Consider the following 15,958-nt stretch of genomic DNA (forward strand, 5'->3'; position numbering starts at 1 on the left):
GGATACTAAAGTGGCGTCTATTGTCACTGGCCCTTGCCAGTGATGACTCTAGACTCAAATAAGCTCCCCGCCGAACATCCGTCGGGCACAACAATAACCAGAGGGCCGGCCAACGTGGAAAATGTCAGACAATTCAATAGCTTCGCCGAGTTCTATCCGTATTACCTGAGTGAACACGGCAACAGCACCTGTCGGCGCCTGCACTTTATCGGTACCAGCCTGGTGATTTTTATTCTCGCGTTCGCCATCGGCAAGGGTGCCTGGTGGCTACTGTGGGTACTGCCAGTGGCCGGCTACAGCTTTGCCTGGGTCGGGCACTTTTTCTTTGAAAAGAACCGCCCGGCGACATTCCAGCATCCGTTCTACAGCCTGCTGGGAGATTTCGTGATGTACCGCGACATGATCCTGGGCAAGGTGCCGTTCTAAACCATCCAAAACAATAAGAGACACGCCGATGAGCCAGCAGGCCCGCTTCACCCATATGCAAGACGGCACCCAGGAAGACTGGTCCATCATCGCCGCCGACTTCAGTGCCTATGCCCGCCAGTTGCCCGGGCGGATCCTCGCGCACCTGCGGTTGCTGGAGGGTGACTTCGGTGGCTTCCCGGTGGACCGCCTGACCCACTCCCTGCAGACCGCCAGCCGCGCCTGGCACGATGGCCGCGACGAAGAATATGTGGTCTGTGCGTTGCTCCATGACATCGGCGACACCCTGGGTTCCTACAACCACCCGGACATTGCCGCCGCCATCCTCAAACCGTTCGTCAGCCCGCAAAACCTGTGGATGGTGGAAAAGCACGGGATTTTCCAGGGCTACTATTTCTTTCATCACCTGGGCATGGATCGCCACCTGCGCGAGCAATTTGGTGAACACCCGCAGTATGAGCAAACCATTGAATTCTGCGCGCTGTACGACGCGGCCGCCTTCGATCCGGCCTACGCCACCCTGCCCCTGAGCTTTTTCGAACCCATGCTGGCACGGGTCTTCGCCCAGCCAAAAAACTCCATCTACAAGGCCGCCATGGAGCGCCAGGCCAGCGTGTGACCTCTTGTCACTTGCGTCTTGGGGCGAAAGGTTCGTGCATTTGGCGAGATAAAAGTCTTTTTGTCATTTGCAGTGCTGTATCCTGCCCAGGCTTTGTAAAAAGCGTGGCACATCTGCAATCCCACAACAGACCTTGCGAGGAGCGACGACGATGCACGAGATTCCCAATCTCCCCTTCCCAAGCCTGCACGAGACCGAGCAGCCAACCCCACAACAGGCCGGCAGCGATAAACAAGCGCCAGCACAAGCAGCACCGGTCGACAGCGATAGCGACGACTGACCGCAGTACCCAGACCGTGTGGAAAGCGTGACATTGCGCGCTTTCCACACCGCCTGAATCAAGAGACACGCAACATGCCTGACACTCCCAAGCATTCCCCCGATGACGCGATACTCGGCGCCGCCCTGCAAATGGTCGATGTGTGGAGCCGCCTCAGCCCGGAAAAACAAGCGCTGCTGCTCAAGCGCTTTGGCACCCAGGAAAACGCCCTGGCCGCGCTCGTGACCACGCGCATGCTCAACCCCGCGCCACTGTAGGCGCCGGCTCGCCAGCGATGGCGGGCGTTCAGCCGCCAAAGGTTTTATGCCCTGTGCAGCGCAAAGCACCGGTATCATAAGCAGCCTATCTTTTATTGCCGCGACAGTGGACCCCTCCCATGCCAGATACCCAGCGCCCCATGGCGGTCACGCTGCAAGTCGTTTCCATCGTGCTGTTCACCTTTATCGGCTATCTGAATATCGGCATTCCCCTGGCCGTATTGCCGGGCTATGTCCACAGCGACCTGGGTTTTGGCGCGGTGATCGCGGGCCTGGTGATCAGCGTGCAGTACCTGGCCACCCTGCTGAGCCGGCCCTATGCCGGGCGCATCATCGATAACCGCGGCAGCAAGCGCGCGGTGATGTACGGCCTGGCCGGTTGTGGCTTGAGTGGGGTGTTCATGCTGGTGTCCGCGGCATTGACCCATCTGCCGGCCTTGAGCCTGACCAGCCTGCTGATTGGCCGGCTGGTCCTGGGCAGTGCCGAAAGCCTGGTGGGATCGGGCTCCATTGGCTGGGGGATTGGCCGGGTCGGTGCGCTGAATACCGCCAAGGTCATCTCCTGGAACGGTATTGCCAGCTACGGCGCCCTGGCGATTGGCGCACCGCTGGGGGTGCTGCTGGTCAGCCGGTTCGGGCTGTGGAGCATGGGCGCCAGCATCATGGTGCTGGCGGTGCTGGGCCTGCTGCTGGCCTGGCCGAAAGTCGCGGCGCCCATCGTAGTCGGCGAACGCCTGCCCTTCATGCATGTGCTGGGCCGCGTACTGCCCCACGGCTGCGGGCTGGCCCTGGGCTCCATCGGCTTTGGCACCATCGCCACGTTTATCACCCTGTATTACGCGACCCAGAACTGGGATAACGCGGTGCTGTGCCTGAGCCTGTTCGGGGCCAGCTTTATCGGCGCGCGGTTGCTGTTCGGTAACCTGATCAACCGGATCGGCGGGTTTCGCGTGGCGATCGCCTGCCTGTCGGTGGAAACCCTTGGCCTGCTGCTGTTGTGGCTGGCGCCGAATGCCGAACTGGCGTTGGCGGGCGCGGCCCTGAGTGGCTTTGGCTTTTCCCTGGTGTTTCCAGCGCTGGGCGTCGAGGCGGTCAACCTGGTGCCTGCCTCCAGCCGTGGCGCGGCGGTGGGGGCCTATTCGCTGTTTATCGACTTGTCTTTGGGCATCACCGGGCCATTGGCCGGCGCTATTGCGGCGGGTTTCGGCTTTGCTTCGATCTTTCTATTTGCCGCACTGGCGGCCTTCGCCGGGCTGCTGTTGAGCCTGTACCTGTATCGCCAGGCCCCCAAATACCGCGACGAACGCAACGCCGGCTAGAAATCCACCTTGCCGCGCCCGGCCTTGATGCTGCCGCGCTTGGTCTTGGATTCCAGGCGACGCTTTTTCGAGCCCAGGGTGGGTTTGGTCGGGCGGCGTTTTTTCTCGACCTTGGTCGCGCTGAGGATCAACTCCACCAGGCGCTCCAGGGCATCGGCGCGGTTCTGATCCTGGGTCCGGTATTGCTGGGCCTTGAGGATCAATACGCCTTCGCTGGTGATGCGGCTGTCACGCAGTGCCAGCAGGCGCTCCTTGTAGAACGGCGGCAACGATGAAGCGCCGATATCGAAGCGCAAGTGCACCGCGCTGGAAACCTTATTGACGTTCTGCCCCCCTGCGCCCTGGGCGCGGATGGCCGTCAACTCGATTTCAGCATCGGGCAGGTGCACGTTACTGGAGATTACCAACATGGAAAGCGGGTCCGTTGACACCTGCAGGAGCCGGTTTGCCGGCTCCTGCAGGGTAGGCTAGTTGTTCAGCGAGGATACCGCACTCAGGTTTTCCCGAGCCTCGCGCTTGCTCTTGAAGAAATAGCAGACCCACATGAACGCCAGCCAGATCGGAATCGCATACACCGACTTCTGAATGCCCGGCGTCATCAGCATGATCGCCAGGATAAACACCACGAACGCCAGGCACACAAAGTTGCCATAGGGGTACCACAGCGCCTTGAACAGCGGCACCTGGCCGGTGCGGTTCATATGCTGGCGGAACTTGAAGTGCGAGAAGCTGATCATCGCCCAGTTGATCACCAGCGTGGCCACCACCAGGGACATCAGCAGTTCCAGGGCGTGCTGCGGGATCCAGTAGTTCATCAACACCGCCACCAGGGTGACTGCCGCCGAGGCCAGGATCGAACGCACGGGCACGCCGCGCTTGTCGATCTTCGCCAACGCCGCCGGGGCGTCGCCTTGTTCGGCCATGCCCAGCAGCATGCGGCTGTTGCAGTAGGTGCCGCTGTTGTACACCGACAGCGCCGCCGTCAACACCACAAAGTTGAGGATATGCGCGGCAGTGTTGCTGCCCAGCATCGAGAACACCTGCACGAACGGGCTGCCGCTATAGGCGTCGCCGGACGCGTTCAAGGTCACCAGCAGGCTGTCCCATGGCGTCAGCGACAACAGCACCACCAGGGCGCCGATGTAGAAAATCAGGATGCGGTAGATCACCTGATTGATCGCCTTGGGGATCACGGTCCTTGGCTGGTCCGCTTCAGCGGCGGTAAAGCCGAGCATTTCCAGGCCGCCAAACGAGAACATGATGATCGCCATGGCCATCACCAACCCACCCACGCCATGGGGGAAGAACCCGCCGTGTTCCCACAGGTTGCTCACCGACGCCTGCGGCCCGCCGGTGCGGCTGACCAGCAGATAACTGCCCAGGGCAATCATGCCGACAATCGCCACCACCTTGATAATCGCAAACCAGAACTCGGCCTCGCCAAACACTTTGACGTTGGCCAGGTTGATCACATTGATCAGCACGAAAAATGCCGCCGCCGAGACCCAGGTCGGAATCTCCGGCCACCAGTAGTGCACGTACTTGCCGACGGCCGTCAGCTCCGACATGCCCACCAGGATATAAAGGATCCAGCAGTTCCAGCCCGACAAAAAGCCCGCGAAACCGCCCCAGTACTTGTGGGCAAAATGGCTGAAGGAGCCGGCTACTGGCTCTTCGACGATCATTTCGCCCAGTTGGCGCATGATCATGAAGGCGATAAAGCCGCAGATGGCATAGCCGAGAATCATCGACGGGCCGGCTGACTTCAGCACCCCCGCCGAACCCAGGAACAGGCCGGTACCGATCGCGCCACCGAGGGCGATCAATTGGATATGACGATTTTTCAGGCCGCGCTTCAGTTCACCTGAAGGCGAGTTGTTTGCACTCATGAAAAGGGTCTCACGCAAGGTTTGATGATGTTGATTACACAATGCTGCTTTGAAACCGACTCAAGCAGCGCCGATCAAACCCCAGCGCAGGCACCAGGAGTTCAGCGTCTTTCTTACGGTCATGCGTCACCTGTTTGTTTTTATCTGTGACGAAATCGAACCCGTCCGGCTTATGGCCAGGCGGAGTTAACAAGGCAGCCAGCCTTGAAGGCCTTTTGCATGGGTATGCAAGGGGGGTCACAGTAAAACGCGGCGCATTGTACACCGCTCGATTGGTTAGGGAGCCTTGCCGGGGAGATTGTTGACCGATCGGCAAGTTTTCTTTACAGATAAAAAACCACGAGACCAAGACAGGCGTAGGCTCAGGCCCTGCGTAAAATAATTGTTACAGCGCGGAAGACATTCATGACGACCGGGCTTGCCATCATCTGTAGGAACAAGCCTACTCGCGGCAAACGCCCAAGCACCGCGTTCATCCTGGATAAGCGTGACAGCTCTGGTTTTTTCGCGAGCAAGCTCGCTCCTGCACAAAGTCCGACGCAAAAAAAACGCCAACCCTCAGGGTTGGCGTTTTCTCTTACCGCTCTCAGCTTAAAACTTGCCGCAGCCCTTAAGGCTTCTTGCGACCAAAGCCCGGACGCTGCCCGGAACCTGCCGGTGCACCACGGCGCTTGCCCGATGGCTCGTCAGCCACCAGTTTGAGCCCAGGGCGCTTTTTCGGCGCTGGCTTGGCTGGGCGCTTGGCGCCTTCGGCTGGACGATCGGTCTGCGGCGCACCGCGGCCTGCATCGCCTCGGTTGCTGCGGCCACCTGTTGGCGCTTCGCCACGACCGGCCGGACGTGGAGTACGCGGCGCACGCTCGCCATCCTGACGGGCCGGAGCCGATGGGCGACGATCACCCTCGATCTGCGGCTGACGGGAAATACGACCGCCAGTGGCCGGCGCATCCAGCGCCGGGCGCAGAGTGCGGGCAACGCGCTCGGTGCGAGCCACTGGGCGCGACGATTTACGCTGCATACGCTCCAGCTTGTCTTTGCTCTTGGCGTTCATCTGCGGCATGGCCACAGGCGTCAGGCCCACTTCCGCACTGAGGATGTCGACTTCGTACTGGCTCATTTCGCGCCAGCGACCCATCGGCAGGTCAGAGTTGAGGAACACCGGGCCAAAACGCACACGCTTCAGGCGGCTGACCACCAGGCCCTGGGATTCCCACAGGCGACGTACTTCACGGTTACGCCCTTCCATCACCACGCAGTGGTACCAGTGGTTGAAACCTTCGCCACCTGGAGCCTGCTTGATGTCGGTGAACTTGGCCGGGCCGTCTTCCAGCACGACGCCAGCCTTGAGGCGCTCGATCATCTCGTCATCGACTTCACCACGTACACGCACTGCGTATTCACGGTCCATCTCGTAGGACGGGTGCATCAGGCGGTTGGCCAGTTCACCGTCGGTGGTGAACATCAGCAAGCCGGTGGTGTTGATGTCCAGGCGACCGATGTTGATCCAACGGCCTTCTTTGGGCTTGGGCATCTTGTCGAAGACGGTGGGACGGCCTTCCGGGTCGTCACGGGTGCAGATCTCGCCGTCGGGCTTGTTGTACATGATCACGCGGCGCACCGATTCGGCGGCCTCTTCACGCTTGATGACCTTGCCATCAATGGTGATCGCGTCATGCAGGTCGACGCGCTGGCCAAGGGTGGCCTCGACGCCGTTGACCTTGATGCGCTTCTGGGTGATCCAGGCTTCCACGTCGCGGCGCGAGCCGACGCCGATACGGGCGAGGACTTTTTGCAGTTTCTCGCCTGCTGGGCCGATTTCCTGGCTGTCGTTCTGGTCTTGGTCTTTCATCTTAAGCACCTCCCGGTGTGTCGATTCAGGCGTGGCCTGAAGGTATTGAAACTGGGTTCTTGGGCGAACGCATCGCCGAAGGGTCGCGAATCATACGCTCATGGCGCGCATTGCGCATCAGAGACTAGTCGATATGGGCCGGCTCATTTACTTTTCCGCCGACCGGTGGCACCCAGGGCGAGCAGCCGTAGCTCGGCTTCGGCCAGCACCGCACGCTTGTCGACCTTGTCGAGTTTCTTCCAGGCCCGGATCTCACGCTTGCTGCGCCCGCAGCCGAGGCAGATATCGTCGGTGAATTTGCAGATGCTGATGCAGGGGTCTTTGGTGGAGCTCATCACTACCTCACTGCACAGGGCTTATCTGTGGGAGCTGTCAGTCGTCGAATTCGCGGCGTTCGTTTTCGATGGCTTCGGCCAGTGCCCGGGCTTCGGCTTCTTCTTCGCTCAACTCGGGCTGTTCAAGGGCGGCGACGGCGGCCAGCAATTTTTCGCGAGCGGCCGCCACACCCAAGATATCTTCCAGAGGTTCAGGTTCGACCGCTGGCGTCGTTTCAACGTTCACCGGCGTTTCGGGCTCGGCCGCCCCATCGCGCAGCAAGTCATCAAAATCGGTCTTGATCCCCTGCTCCATATCGTCCAGCTCCAACAGCAGCGTATGGAAACTGGTCTCGTCCTTGGGCTCTTCCGGCTCGGCGCTGGCATCAGCCAGCTCCTGCAAGCCCGCCGGCACTGGCGCATCGTCGAAATCGAGCACCGGCTCGGCCTCGATCTCCCGCAATTCGGCCAATGGCGGCAGGTCGTCGAGGTTCTTCAGGTTGAAGTGATCGAGAAACACCTTGGTGGTGGCAAACATCGCCGGTTTGCCCGGCACGTCGCGGTAACCGACGATACGGATCCACTCGCGCTCCAGCAGCGTCTTGACGATATGACTGTTGACCGCCACGCCGCGTACGTCTTCGATCTCGCCACGGGTGATGGGCTGGCGATAGGCAATCAGCGCCATGGTCTCCAGCATCGCCCGGGAGTAACGCTGCGGGCGCTCTTCCCACAGGCGCCCGACCCATGGCGAAAACTTTTCGCGAATTTGCAGGCGGTAGCCCGAGGCCACTTCCCGCAGCTCAAAGGCCCGGCCTTCACAGGATTTGCGCAGGATCTCCAAGGCCTTCTTGAATACCGGCGGCTCCGGGCGCTCAGCCTCTTCAAACAGTTCGAACAGGCGCTCCAGTGATTGCGGCTTGCCCGAGGCCAAGAGGAAGGCTTCCAACAGCGGAGCCAGTTCGCGGGGTTCAGTCAGATTCATCGATTCAGCTCGTTATTCGGCTCGCGCCCGCACGTGGATAGCCGCAAAAGGCTCATTCTGTACCAGCTCGACCAAGGACTCCTTGACCAGTTCGAGGATCGCCATAAAAGTCACCACCACCCCCAGGCGCCCTTCTTCAGCGGTGAACAGCTCGACAAACGGCACAAAACCACCGCCCTTGAGGCGCTCCAGCACATCACTCATGCGTTCGCGAGTGGACAAGGCTTCACGGCTGACCTGGTGGCTTTCAAACATATCGCCACGGCGCAGCACCTCGGCCATGGACATCAGCAATTCTTCCAGGCTCACATCTGGCAACAGTTTGCGCGCCCGGGCTTCCGGCGCATCCAGCTTGGGCACCACCACGTCACGGCCCACGCGGCTCAAGCCGTCAATGCCTTCGGCAGCAGCCTTGAAGCGCTCGTACTCCTGCAGGCGGCGGATCAGTTCGGCGCGCGGGTCGTCCTCTTCGGCCTCGATCGTCTCCGAGCGCGGCAGCAGCATGCGCGACTTGATCTCGGCCAGCATCGCAGCCATCACCAGGTATTCGGCGGCCAGTTCCAGGCGCACCGACTGCATCAACTCGACATAGCCCATGTACTGGCGGGTGATTTCTGCCACCGGGATATCGAGGATATTGATGTTCTGTTTGCGGATCAGGTACAGCAACAAGTCCAGCGGCCCCTCGAAGGCCTCAAGGAAGACTTCCAGGGCATCCGGCGGGATGTACAAGTCCAGGGGCATTTCCATGACCGCCTGGCCGTAGACCATGGCAAATGGCAGCTCCTGCTGGGCACCGGCCTGGCTGTCGACGGTTTCCACGGCCGACATTCAGGCCTCGACCATGAACGGCGTGGGGTCGCCGCAACCGACGCGCACCACCTCAGGCTCGCCGTCGGCCAGGTTGATCACTGTAGACGCCTTGTTGCCGCCGTAGCCGCCGTCGATGATCAGGTCTACGTGTTTTTCCAGGAGTTGGCGCATTTCATAAGGGTCGTACAGCGGCTCGGACTCTCCGGGCATGATCAGCGACACGCTCATCAGTGGCTCACCCAGCTCGGCCAGCAATGCCAGGGCGATGGGATGCTCCGGCACCCGCAGGCCGATGGTGCGCTTCTTCGGGTGCAGCAACAGGCGCGGCACCTCGCGGGTGGCATTGAGGATGAACGTGTAGGGCCCTGGCGTATGGGCCTTGAGCAGGCGGAAAGTGCCCGTATCAACCTTGGCGAACAGACCCAGTTGCGACAAGTCGCTACAGATCAGCGCGAAGTTGTGGTTCTTATCCAGGTCGCGCAGGCGTCTTACGCGCTCCACCGCATTCTTGTCGCCGATCTGACAACCAATGGCGTAGGAGGAGTCCGTGGGGTAGATCACCACGCCACCGGCACGGATGATCTCCACGGCCTGCTTGATCAGCCGCGCTTGCGGGTTTTCCGGATGAATCTGGAAAAATTGACTCACGTTTTCTACCTGTTCAGACAGTGGCGGTAATGGGGTCATGCTTGAATCGCCCCCACAGGAGCGGCAAGTCTTCCGGGACCGGGCGGTATTCGCCGATCTCCGACCAGCCGCCTGGGCCATGGAAATCACTGCCGGCGCTGACCAGCAGCCCAAATTCACGGGCAAGAATCGCCAGGCTGCCAACCTGTTCGGCGGGTTGATGCCCATTGACCACTTCGATGGCGTGGCCACCTGCTTGAATATAGTCGCCTATCAGCTTGCGGCGTTTACTGCGGGTGAAATCATAGTGCCAGGGATGCGCCAGGCTGACCCAGGCCCCCGAAGCGCGCAGGGTAGCCACGGTGTCTTCGAGGGTCGGCCAGTGCAACTTCACGTCCCCCAGCTTGCCGGCGCCCAGCCATTTGCGGAACGCTTCGGCGCGATCCTTGACGTAACCTGCGCGCACCATCCAGTCGGCAAAATGCGGACGGGCCGGCGCGTTGCCGCTGTCGCCCAGCTCCTGCTGGATAGCACGGGCGCCCTCCAGGGCGTTGGGCATGCCTTTGAGCGCCAGTTTGCGGCTTATTTCTTCGGACCGCAGCCAGCGGCCATCGTGCAAACTGGCAATGGCCGCCACCAATGGCGGGGCGTTGACGTCGAAACCGTAGCCCAGTACATGAATGGTCGCCCCGCCCCAGGTGCAGGACAGTTCGACGCCATTGACCAGATGCATCCCCAGTGCCGTGGCGGCGCTGCGCGCCTCGTCCAGGCCTTCGAGGGTGTCGTGATCGGTCAGCGACAGAACTCGCACGCCTTTTTCAAACGCACGCGCAACCAGTACCGCGGGCGCCAGGGCGCCGTCGGAGGCCGTGCTGTGGCAGTGCAAATCAACATTCACGGGAGTGTGTAACCTCAAGTCAGCTGGCGCTATCGCAACCAAGGATGTTTGTTATTATGCCGCCACATCCAGCTTCTGGCTCTTACTGTGAAACAATTCATCGACTTCATCCCGCTGTTGCTGTTTTTCATTGTCTTCAAAACCGACCCACGGGTCTTGGATATCGGCGGCCATGAGCTGTCGTTCGGCGGCATCTACAGCGCCACCGCGGTGCTGATCATCAGTTCCCTGGTGGTCTACGGCGCGATCTTCATCTCCCAGCGCAAGCTGGAAAAAAGCCAATGGCTGACCCTGATCGCCTGCCTGGTCTTTGGCGGCCTGACCCTGGCCTTCCACAGCGAAACCTTCCTTAAATGGAAAGCCCCGGTGGTCAACTGGCTGTTCGCCCTGGCCTTTATCGGCAGCCACTTCATTGGCGATCGCCTGTTGATCAAGCGGATCATGGGCCATGCCCTGAGCCTGCCGGAGCCGATCTGGACCCGCCTGAACATCGCCTGGATCCTGTTTTTCCTGTTCTGCGGCGCGGCCAACCTGTTCGTGGCCTTTACCTTCCAGAGCTACTGGGTCGACTTCAAGGTGTTCGGCAGCCTGGGCATGACCGTGGTATTCCTGGTTGCCCAGGGCATCTACCTGTCGCGCCACCTGCACGACACCGACTCCACCACGCCAAAAACCGAGGACTGACATGCTCTACGCAATCATTGCCACCGACGTCGCCAACTCCCTGGAAAAGCGCCTGGCTGTGCGCCCGGCCCACGTGGAACGCCTCAAGGCGCTGCAAGCCGAAGGACGCATCATGCTCGCCGGCCCGCACCCGGCAGTCGACAGCAATGACCCGGGAGAAGCCGGCTTCACCGGCAGCCTGATCGTTGCCGAGTTCGCGTCCCTGGCCGATGCCCAAGCCTGGGCCAAGGCCGACCCGTATGTAGCGGCCGGTGTGTATGCCGATGTCGTGATCAAACCCTTCAAGCAAGTCCTGCCTTGATCCGGGTGGCGCTGAACCTATTGGGTTCGGCAAACGCCTGATCGCTCATTATTCTCGGTAACCTGCCGACAACGTTCTGAATATTCGTGTGGAATCAGGAGTTCCGATGCGCTTAAGTCAGTTGTGTCTGTTGGCAGTGTTAACGATCGGGGCCACGGCCCAGGCTGAAGAAACCTCGGACACCGGCAGTTCTACGCCCCTGTCCTTGAGTGCCGGCAGCCAGATCACCGAGTTGCAGCAACGCTTGAAAGAAAGCGAACGCCTGCGCGAAGAACTGAGCAAACAATTGCAAACTGCCGATGCCGCCCGCGAGAGTGCGCAATTGAGCCGCTTGCGCCAGGAGAACCAGCGCCTGGCCCAGCAACTCAAGGACGCACAAGGCAGCACCCTGCCCCGCTGGCTCACCGACCAGCAGCAATGGTTCGTGATTGGCGCAGGAGTTGCGCTGGTTGCCCTGCTGTGCGGTATCTTCGCCAGTGGCGGGCATCGGCGCCGTCGACAATGGCTAAATTGAGTGAGTCATGAGCGAGCTGTTACTGATAGATGATGACCAGGAGCTCTGTGAGCTGCTGACCAGTTGGTTGAGCCAGGAAGGTTTCCAGGTGCGCGCTTGCCATGACGGCGTGAGCGCCCGCAAGGCCTTGGCCGACGCCGCGCCGGCGGCCGTGGTGCTGGACGTGATGCTGCCCGACGGCAGCGGCCTGGAGCTGCTCAAGCAATTGCGCGCCGACCACCCGGAACTGCCGGTGCTGATGCTCTCGGCACGGGGCGAGCCCCTGGACCGGATCCTCGGCCTGGAGCTGGGCGCCGATGACTACCTGGCCAAGCCCTGCGACCCCCGCGAACTGACCGCCCGCCTACGGGCGGTGTTGCGCCGCAGCCATCCGACGGCTGTGTCGACCCAACTGGAACTGGGCGACCTGTGCTTCAGCCCGGTGCGCGGCGTGGTGATCATCGACCATCAGGAACTGACCCTCACCCTGTCCGAAAGCCGCCTGCTGGAAGCCTTGCTGCGCCAGCCGGGCGAGCCGCTGGACAAGCAGGAACTGGCGCAGATTGCCCTGGGCCGCAAGCTGACCCTGTATGACCGCAGCCTGGACATGCACGTCAGCAACCTGCGCAAGAAAATCGGCCCGCATGCCGACGGCCGCCCGCGGATCGTCGCCCTGCGCAGCCGTGGCTACTACTACACCCCCTGAAATCCCCTGTAGGAGCCGGCTTGCCGGCTCTTACCTGTTTTGTAAGCCCCCACCCAACCCGTCTTTACCCAAGCTTTACCCTCCCCTGACCGCCGCTGACCTTGATCCTCGTAATCTACTCACATCCGGACTCACCGGAACCGAGACAAGGAGAAACACCATGCGCAAGACCCTTATCGCTCTGATGTTCGCTGCTGCCCTGCCTACCGTTGCCATGGCCATGCCAGAAGGCCCAGGTCCGATGGGCGGTCCAGAAGGCCATATGATGGGCGGCCCGGGCCACGGCGGTGAACACGGCATGCGCGGCAAAGGCGGCCCTTTCAGCCAACTGGACCTGACCCGCGAACAGCGCCAGCAGATCGGCAAGTTGATGGGCGAGCAACGTGAAGGTCGTCAGCAACTGGTCAAAAAGTACCTGGACAAACTCCCGGCCGCTGAGCAGAAAGCCATGAACGACGAGATGGCCGCCGCCAAGCAGAAAACCCAAGCCGATATCCGCGCCCTGCTCAAGCCTGATCAGCAGAAGAAGTTCGACGAAATGGCGAAGAAACGCGCCGAGCGTCAGGCCGAGTGGCAGCAGTTCCAGGCCTGGAAAGCGCAACAACCGCAAAAAGCGCAATAATGCGTTAGCAATCTCCCAGCCCAGTGGCCCCCGCCACTGGGCTTTTCCTGTTTGAGGGTTTCCTGTGCGTTCACTCTTCTGGCGCATCCTTGCCAGTTTTTGGCTGGCCATCGCCCTGGTTGCCGGGCTGTCGATCCTGCTTGGGCATATGCTCAACCAGGATGCCTGGATTCTCAGCCGCCACCCTGGCCTCAGTAACCTGGCCGAGGAATGGACCCAGCGCTACGAAACCCAAGGCGAGGATGCGGCCCAGGACTTGTTGCAACAGCGCAAGCGCCAATACCACGTCGATGTGCAAGTGCTCAACGAAAGCGGCGACCCGGTGGTACGTGGCACCTTCCCGCGCCGTGCCGCCGCCTTCGAAGCGCGACAGCATGAGAGCCACGAGGGCCGGCTGCCCTGGCGTCGCCTGACGGCCGAATACACCAGCGAGAAGACCGGCGACACCTACCTGCTGATCTACCGCATCGCCCTGCCGGAGCTGGATGCCTGGCACCGCAGCAGCCTGCTCTGGCCATTAAGCGCTCTGGCAATTGCGCTGGTGGTGCTGACCCTGTTCAGCCTGCTGGTGACCCTGTCGATCACGCGGCCTTTGAGCCGCCTGCGCGGCGCGGTGCATGATCTGGGGCAGACCACGTACCAGCAAAACAGCCTGGCGCGCCTGGCCGACCGGCGCGATGAGTTTGGCGTGCTGGCCACCGACTTCAACCGCATGGGCGCGCGCCTGCAAAGCCTGATCGGCAGCCAGCGGCAACTGCTGCGCGACGTCTCCCATGAGCTGCGCTCGCCCCTGGCCCGCCTGCGGATCGCCCTGGCCCTGGCGGAACGGGCCACCCCCGAGGCACGGGAAAAGCTCTGGCCGCGCCTGACCCTGGAATGTGACCGCCTCGAAGCCCTGATCAGCGAGATCCTGGTACTGGCGCGAGTCGACGCCGACAACGCCAGCGCCGAAGACATCGACCTCAATAGGCTGCTCGAGACCCTGCAAAAGGACGCCCAGCTCGGCGCCCCGGACCAGGAGGTCCGGCTTCACGCCGACCCGGCGTTAAACCTCAAGGGCTGGCCCCATATGATCGAACGGGCGCTGGACAACCTGTTGCGCAATGCCCAGCGCTTCAACCCGCCCACCCAGCCGATTGAAATGCGCGCCCAGCGTGAGGGCGAACGCATTGTGATCAGCGTGCGCGATCACGGCCCGGGCGTGGATGCCGAGTGCCTGCAAAAACTGGGCGAGCCGTTTTACCGTGCCCCCGGGCAAACCGCCCAAGGTCATGGCCTGGGCCTGGCCATCGCCCGGCGCGCCGCCGAGCGTCACGGCGGCAGCCTGAGCCTGGCCAACCACCCCGAGGGCGGTTTTATCGCCACCCTGGATTTGCCCTTGCAACCGGGGATTGCAGGACACCCCTGAAGATCTTCTATGATGGCCCTTCTGTTAAGGAGGGCCCCTGATGACTGATCTGCTCACATCGATCCAACTTGCACTCGATCTGCCGGCCGCACCGCTGGCGACCACAGAGGCCGGTGCCCTGCCGTCGGCCTTCGCCGTCACCGAGTTGGCCTGCGCCAGCATGGGTGCAGCGGGTCAGGCAGTGGCCCGCCTGCTTGAACAACAGACCGCGCGCTTGCCTATGGTCAGCGTCGACCGGCGCCTGGCCTCGTTCTGGTTCTCCAGCTCCCTGCGCCCGCTGGGCTGGAGCGTTCCGCCATTATGGGACCCGATTGCCGGCGACTACGCCTGCGCCGATGGCTGGATTCGCCTGCACACCAACGCCCCACACCATCGCGCCGCCGCCGAGCGAGTACTCGGACAGGCGGCGCAGCGGACGGCGATGGCCCTCAAGGTCGCCCACTGGAACGCTGGCGAGCTTGAACAAGCGATAGTCGACGAAGCCGGCTGCGCGGCGCAGATGCGCACCTGGCAGGAGTGGCAGGCCCATCCACAAGGGTTGGCGGTCAATCAGGAACCCCTGATCGCATGGGAGCGCTTCGACGCGCGCGGTAAAAGCCGCTGGCTCGGCAGCGTTGCGCGCCCGCTGGCGGGGGTCAAGGTCCTGGACCTGACCCGCGTCCTGGCCGGCCCCGTGGCCAGTCGTTTTCTCGCCGGCCTGGGTGCCGACGTACTGCGCATCGACGCCCCTGGCTGGAACGAACCCGGAGTCGTCCCGGAAATGACCCTGGGTAAGCGCTGCGCGCGCCTTGACCTTAAACACGCCAACCACCGGAAGTTATTCGAAAACCTGCTCAGGGATGCCGACATTCTGCTTCACGGTTATCGGGCAGATGCGCTGGAACACCTGGGTTACAACGCAACCGCACTGCAGCAGATTGCCCCAGGCCTGATCGACGTCAGCCTTAACGCCTACGGCTGGAGCGGCCCGTGGCGCAATCGCCGGGGCTTCGACAGCCTGGTGCAGATGAGCAGCGGCATCGCCCACGCAGGTATGCAGAGCAAACAGTTGGATCAACCCGTGCCGCTGCCAGTGCAGGCTCTGGACCATGCTACCGGCTACCTGATGGCCGCCAGTGCGATACAGGCCTTGGCCCAGCGCTTGAACAGCGGGCACGCAGGTTCGGCACGGCTGTCGCTGGCGCGTACGGCAAAATTGTTGGTCGAAGCGGCACACGGCAAGCAGCCCGCATTGCGTGAAGAACAACCCGCTGATCAGGGGTTGCTGGTGGAACAGACGGCCTGGGGGCCGGCACATCGTTTGCTAGCCCCGGTCACTGTTACCGGGACACCACTGCAGTGGGATTTGCCGGCCGGGGAATTGGGTGCGCATCGGGCACAGTGGTGACCTTGGGATTGTCATCGCGGGCAAGCCCGCTCCCACAGTTGATTGTGTACAGCTCAGTCAATGTGGGCTTGCCCGCGATGA

The 15,958-nt window shown here is 61.9% G+C and carries 20 protein-coding genes; 12 read left to right on the forward strand and 8 right to left on the reverse strand.

The window, feature by feature from the left end; genetic code table 11:
- Positions 1-114: 114 nt before the first annotated feature.
- From GDV60_RS20600 to GDV60_RS20615, 5 genes are all read left to right on the forward strand, one after another.
- Positions 115-426, forward strand: a complete 312-nt coding sequence (locus tag GDV60_RS20600; RefSeq protein ID WP_029296363.1) for a DUF962 domain-containing protein — start codon at positions 115-117, stop codon at positions 424-426.
- A 28-nt stretch (positions 427-454) separates the two neighbouring features.
- Entirely contained in the window at positions 455-1,045 is a 591-nt protein-coding gene (locus GDV60_RS20605) for an HD domain-containing protein (protein ID WP_029296361.1), read from the forward strand.
- Between the two features lie 151 nt (positions 1,046-1,196).
- Positions 1,197-1,325 carry a hypothetical protein gene (locus GDV60_RS26950; protein WP_256324357.1) on the forward strand — a complete coding sequence of 43 codons (129 nt, stop codon included), beginning with the start codon at positions 1,197-1,199 and terminating at the stop codon, positions 1,323-1,325.
- Between the two features lie 74 nt (positions 1,326-1,399).
- Entirely contained in the window at positions 1,400-1,582 is a 183-nt protein-coding gene (locus tag GDV60_RS20610) for a hypothetical protein (RefSeq protein WP_029296359.1), read from the forward strand.
- A gap of 119 nt (positions 1,583-1,701) precedes the next feature.
- Entirely contained in the window at positions 1,702-2,901 is a 1,200-nt protein-coding gene (locus tag GDV60_RS20615) for an MFS transporter (protein ID WP_029296357.1), read from the forward strand.
- On the opposite strand, the gene arfB is transcribed toward GDV60_RS20615, so the two are convergent.
- The 8 genes from arfB to GDV60_RS20655 all read right to left on the reverse strand — a co-directional run bounded on the left by arfB (position 2,898) and on the right by GDV60_RS20655 (position 10,276).
- Positions 2,898-3,311, reverse strand: a complete 414-nt coding sequence (gene arfB, locus GDV60_RS20620; protein WP_159908604.1) for an alternative ribosome rescue aminoacyl-tRNA hydrolase ArfB — start codon at positions 3,309-3,311, stop codon at positions 2,898-2,900. The genes GDV60_RS20615 and arfB overlap by 4 nt on opposite strands.
- A 57-nt stretch (positions 3,312-3,368) precedes the next feature.
- Positions 3,369-4,790, reverse strand: a complete 1,422-nt coding sequence (locus tag GDV60_RS20625) for an amino acid permease (RefSeq protein WP_159908606.1) — start codon at positions 4,788-4,790, stop codon at positions 3,369-3,371.
- Between the two features lie 610 nt (positions 4,791-5,400).
- Complete coding sequence (gene rluB / locus GDV60_RS20630; protein ID WP_029296351.1) at positions 5,401-6,639, reverse strand: 23S rRNA pseudouridine(2605) synthase RluB; 1,239 nt, start codon at positions 6,637-6,639, stop codon at positions 5,401-5,403.
- 143 nt (positions 6,640-6,782) lie between these two features.
- Positions 6,783-6,974: a DUF1289 domain-containing protein gene (locus tag GDV60_RS20635; protein ID WP_159908608.1), complete on the reverse strand. Its 192-nt coding sequence runs from the start codon at positions 6,972-6,974 to the stop codon at positions 6,783-6,785.
- 37 nt (positions 6,975-7,011) lie between these two features.
- Positions 7,012-7,938: an SMC-Scp complex subunit ScpB gene (gene scpB, locus GDV60_RS20640; RefSeq protein WP_104910779.1), complete on the reverse strand. Its 927-nt coding sequence runs from the start codon at positions 7,936-7,938 to the stop codon at positions 7,012-7,014.
- Between the two features lie 12 nt (positions 7,939-7,950).
- Positions 7,951-8,649, reverse strand: a complete 699-nt coding sequence (locus tag GDV60_RS20645) for a ScpA family protein (RefSeq protein WP_169851199.1) — start codon at positions 8,647-8,649, stop codon at positions 7,951-7,953.
- 120 nt (positions 8,650-8,769) lie between these two features.
- On the reverse strand, positions 8,770-9,399 hold the full coding sequence (locus GDV60_RS20650; RefSeq protein WP_070995321.1) for an L-threonylcarbamoyladenylate synthase: 630 nt from the start codon (positions 9,397-9,399) through the stop codon (positions 8,770-8,772).
- A 13-nt stretch (positions 9,400-9,412) separates the two neighbouring features.
- Complete coding sequence (locus GDV60_RS20655; protein ID WP_029296341.1) at positions 9,413-10,276, reverse strand: PHP domain-containing protein; 864 nt, start codon at positions 10,274-10,276, stop codon at positions 9,413-9,415.
- A gap of 87 nt (positions 10,277-10,363) precedes the next feature.
- Here GDV60_RS20655 and GDV60_RS20660 point away from each other — a divergent pair, with 87 nt between their 5' ends.
- From GDV60_RS20660 to GDV60_RS20690, 7 genes are all read left to right on the forward strand, one after another.
- Complete coding sequence (locus GDV60_RS20660) at positions 10,364-10,960, forward strand: septation protein A (RefSeq protein WP_029296338.1); 597 nt, start codon at positions 10,364-10,366, stop codon at positions 10,958-10,960.
- A 1-nt stretch (position 10,961) separates the two neighbouring features.
- Positions 10,962-11,261 (forward strand): YciI family protein, encoded by a 300-nt coding sequence (locus tag GDV60_RS20665; protein ID WP_159908610.1) that lies wholly within the window; start codon positions 10,962-10,964, stop codon positions 11,259-11,261.
- A gap of 106 nt (positions 11,262-11,367) precedes the next feature.
- Positions 11,368-11,775 carry a translation initiation factor 2 gene (locus GDV60_RS20670; RefSeq protein WP_159908612.1) on the forward strand — a complete coding sequence of 136 codons (408 nt, stop codon included), beginning with the start codon at positions 11,368-11,370 and terminating at the stop codon, positions 11,773-11,775.
- 7 nt (positions 11,776-11,782) lie between these two features.
- A complete protein-coding gene (locus GDV60_RS20675) occupies positions 11,783-12,460 on the forward strand; it encodes a response regulator transcription factor (protein ID WP_029296332.1) in 678 nt (225 codons plus the stop codon).
- 160 nt (positions 12,461-12,620) lie between these two features.
- Positions 12,621-13,082: an LTXXQ domain protein gene (locus GDV60_RS20680; protein WP_029296329.1), complete on the forward strand. Its 462-nt coding sequence runs from the start codon at positions 12,621-12,623 to the stop codon at positions 13,080-13,082.
- Positions 13,083-13,146: 64 nt separating this feature from the next.
- Positions 13,147-14,490: a HAMP domain-containing sensor histidine kinase gene (locus GDV60_RS20685; RefSeq protein WP_029296327.1), complete on the forward strand. Its 1,344-nt coding sequence runs from the start codon at positions 13,147-13,149 to the stop codon at positions 14,488-14,490.
- Positions 14,491-14,530: 40 nt separating this feature from the next.
- Positions 14,531-15,877, forward strand: coding sequence for a CoA transferase (locus tag GDV60_RS20690; protein ID WP_159908614.1), 1,347 nt, complete (start codon positions 14,531-14,533; stop codon positions 15,875-15,877).
- Positions 15,878-15,958: the final 81 nt, after the last annotated feature.

The organism is Pseudomonas sp. DTU12.1 (assembly GCF_009873475.1).
In the GTDB taxonomy this organism is placed as follows: Bacteria; Pseudomonadota; Gammaproteobacteria; order Pseudomonadales; family Pseudomonadaceae; genus Aquipseudomonas; species Aquipseudomonas proteolytica.

Coding starts and splice junctions, on each gene's coding strand:
- GDV60_RS20605 (WP_029296361.1), top strand. CDS start 455: ATGAGCCAGCAGGCCCGCTTCACCCATATGCAAGACGGCACCCAGGAA.
- GDV60_RS26950 (WP_256324357.1), top strand. CDS start 1,197: ATGCACGAGATTCCCAATCTCCCCTTCCCAAGCCTGCACGAGACCGAG.
- GDV60_RS20610 (WP_029296359.1), top strand. CDS start 1,400: ATGCCTGACACTCCCAAGCATTCCCCCGATGACGCGATACTCGGCGCC.
- GDV60_RS20615 (WP_029296357.1), top strand. CDS start 1,702: ATGCCAGATACCCAGCGCCCCATGGCGGTCACGCTGCAAGTCGTTTCC.
- arfB (WP_159908604.1), bottom strand. CDS start 3,311: ATGTTGGTAATCTCCAGTAACGTGCACCTGCCCGATGCTGAAATCGAG.
- GDV60_RS20625 (WP_159908606.1), bottom strand. CDS start 4,790: ATGAGTGCAAACAACTCGCCTTCAGGTGAACTGAAGCGCGGCCTGAAA.
- rluB (WP_029296351.1), bottom strand. CDS start 6,639: ATGAAAGACCAAGACCAGAACGACAGCCAGGAAATCGGCCCAGCAGGC.
- GDV60_RS20635 (WP_159908608.1), bottom strand. CDS start 6,974: ATGAGCTCCACCAAAGACCCCTGCATCAGCATCTGCAAATTCACCGAC.
- scpB (WP_104910779.1), bottom strand. CDS start 7,938: ATGAATCTGACTGAACCCCGCGAACTGGCTCCGCTGTTGGAAGCCTTC.
- GDV60_RS20665 (WP_159908610.1), top strand. CDS start 10,962: ATGCTCTACGCAATCATTGCCACCGACGTCGCCAACTCCCTGGAAAAG.
- GDV60_RS20670 (WP_159908612.1), top strand. CDS start 11,368: ATGCGCTTAAGTCAGTTGTGTCTGTTGGCAGTGTTAACGATCGGGGCC.
- GDV60_RS20675 (WP_029296332.1), top strand. CDS start 11,783: ATGAGCGAGCTGTTACTGATAGATGATGACCAGGAGCTCTGTGAGCTG.
- GDV60_RS20680 (WP_029296329.1), top strand. CDS start 12,621: ATGCGCAAGACCCTTATCGCTCTGATGTTCGCTGCTGCCCTGCCTACC.
- GDV60_RS20690 (WP_159908614.1), top strand. CDS start 14,531: ATGACTGATCTGCTCACATCGATCCAACTTGCACTCGATCTGCCGGCC.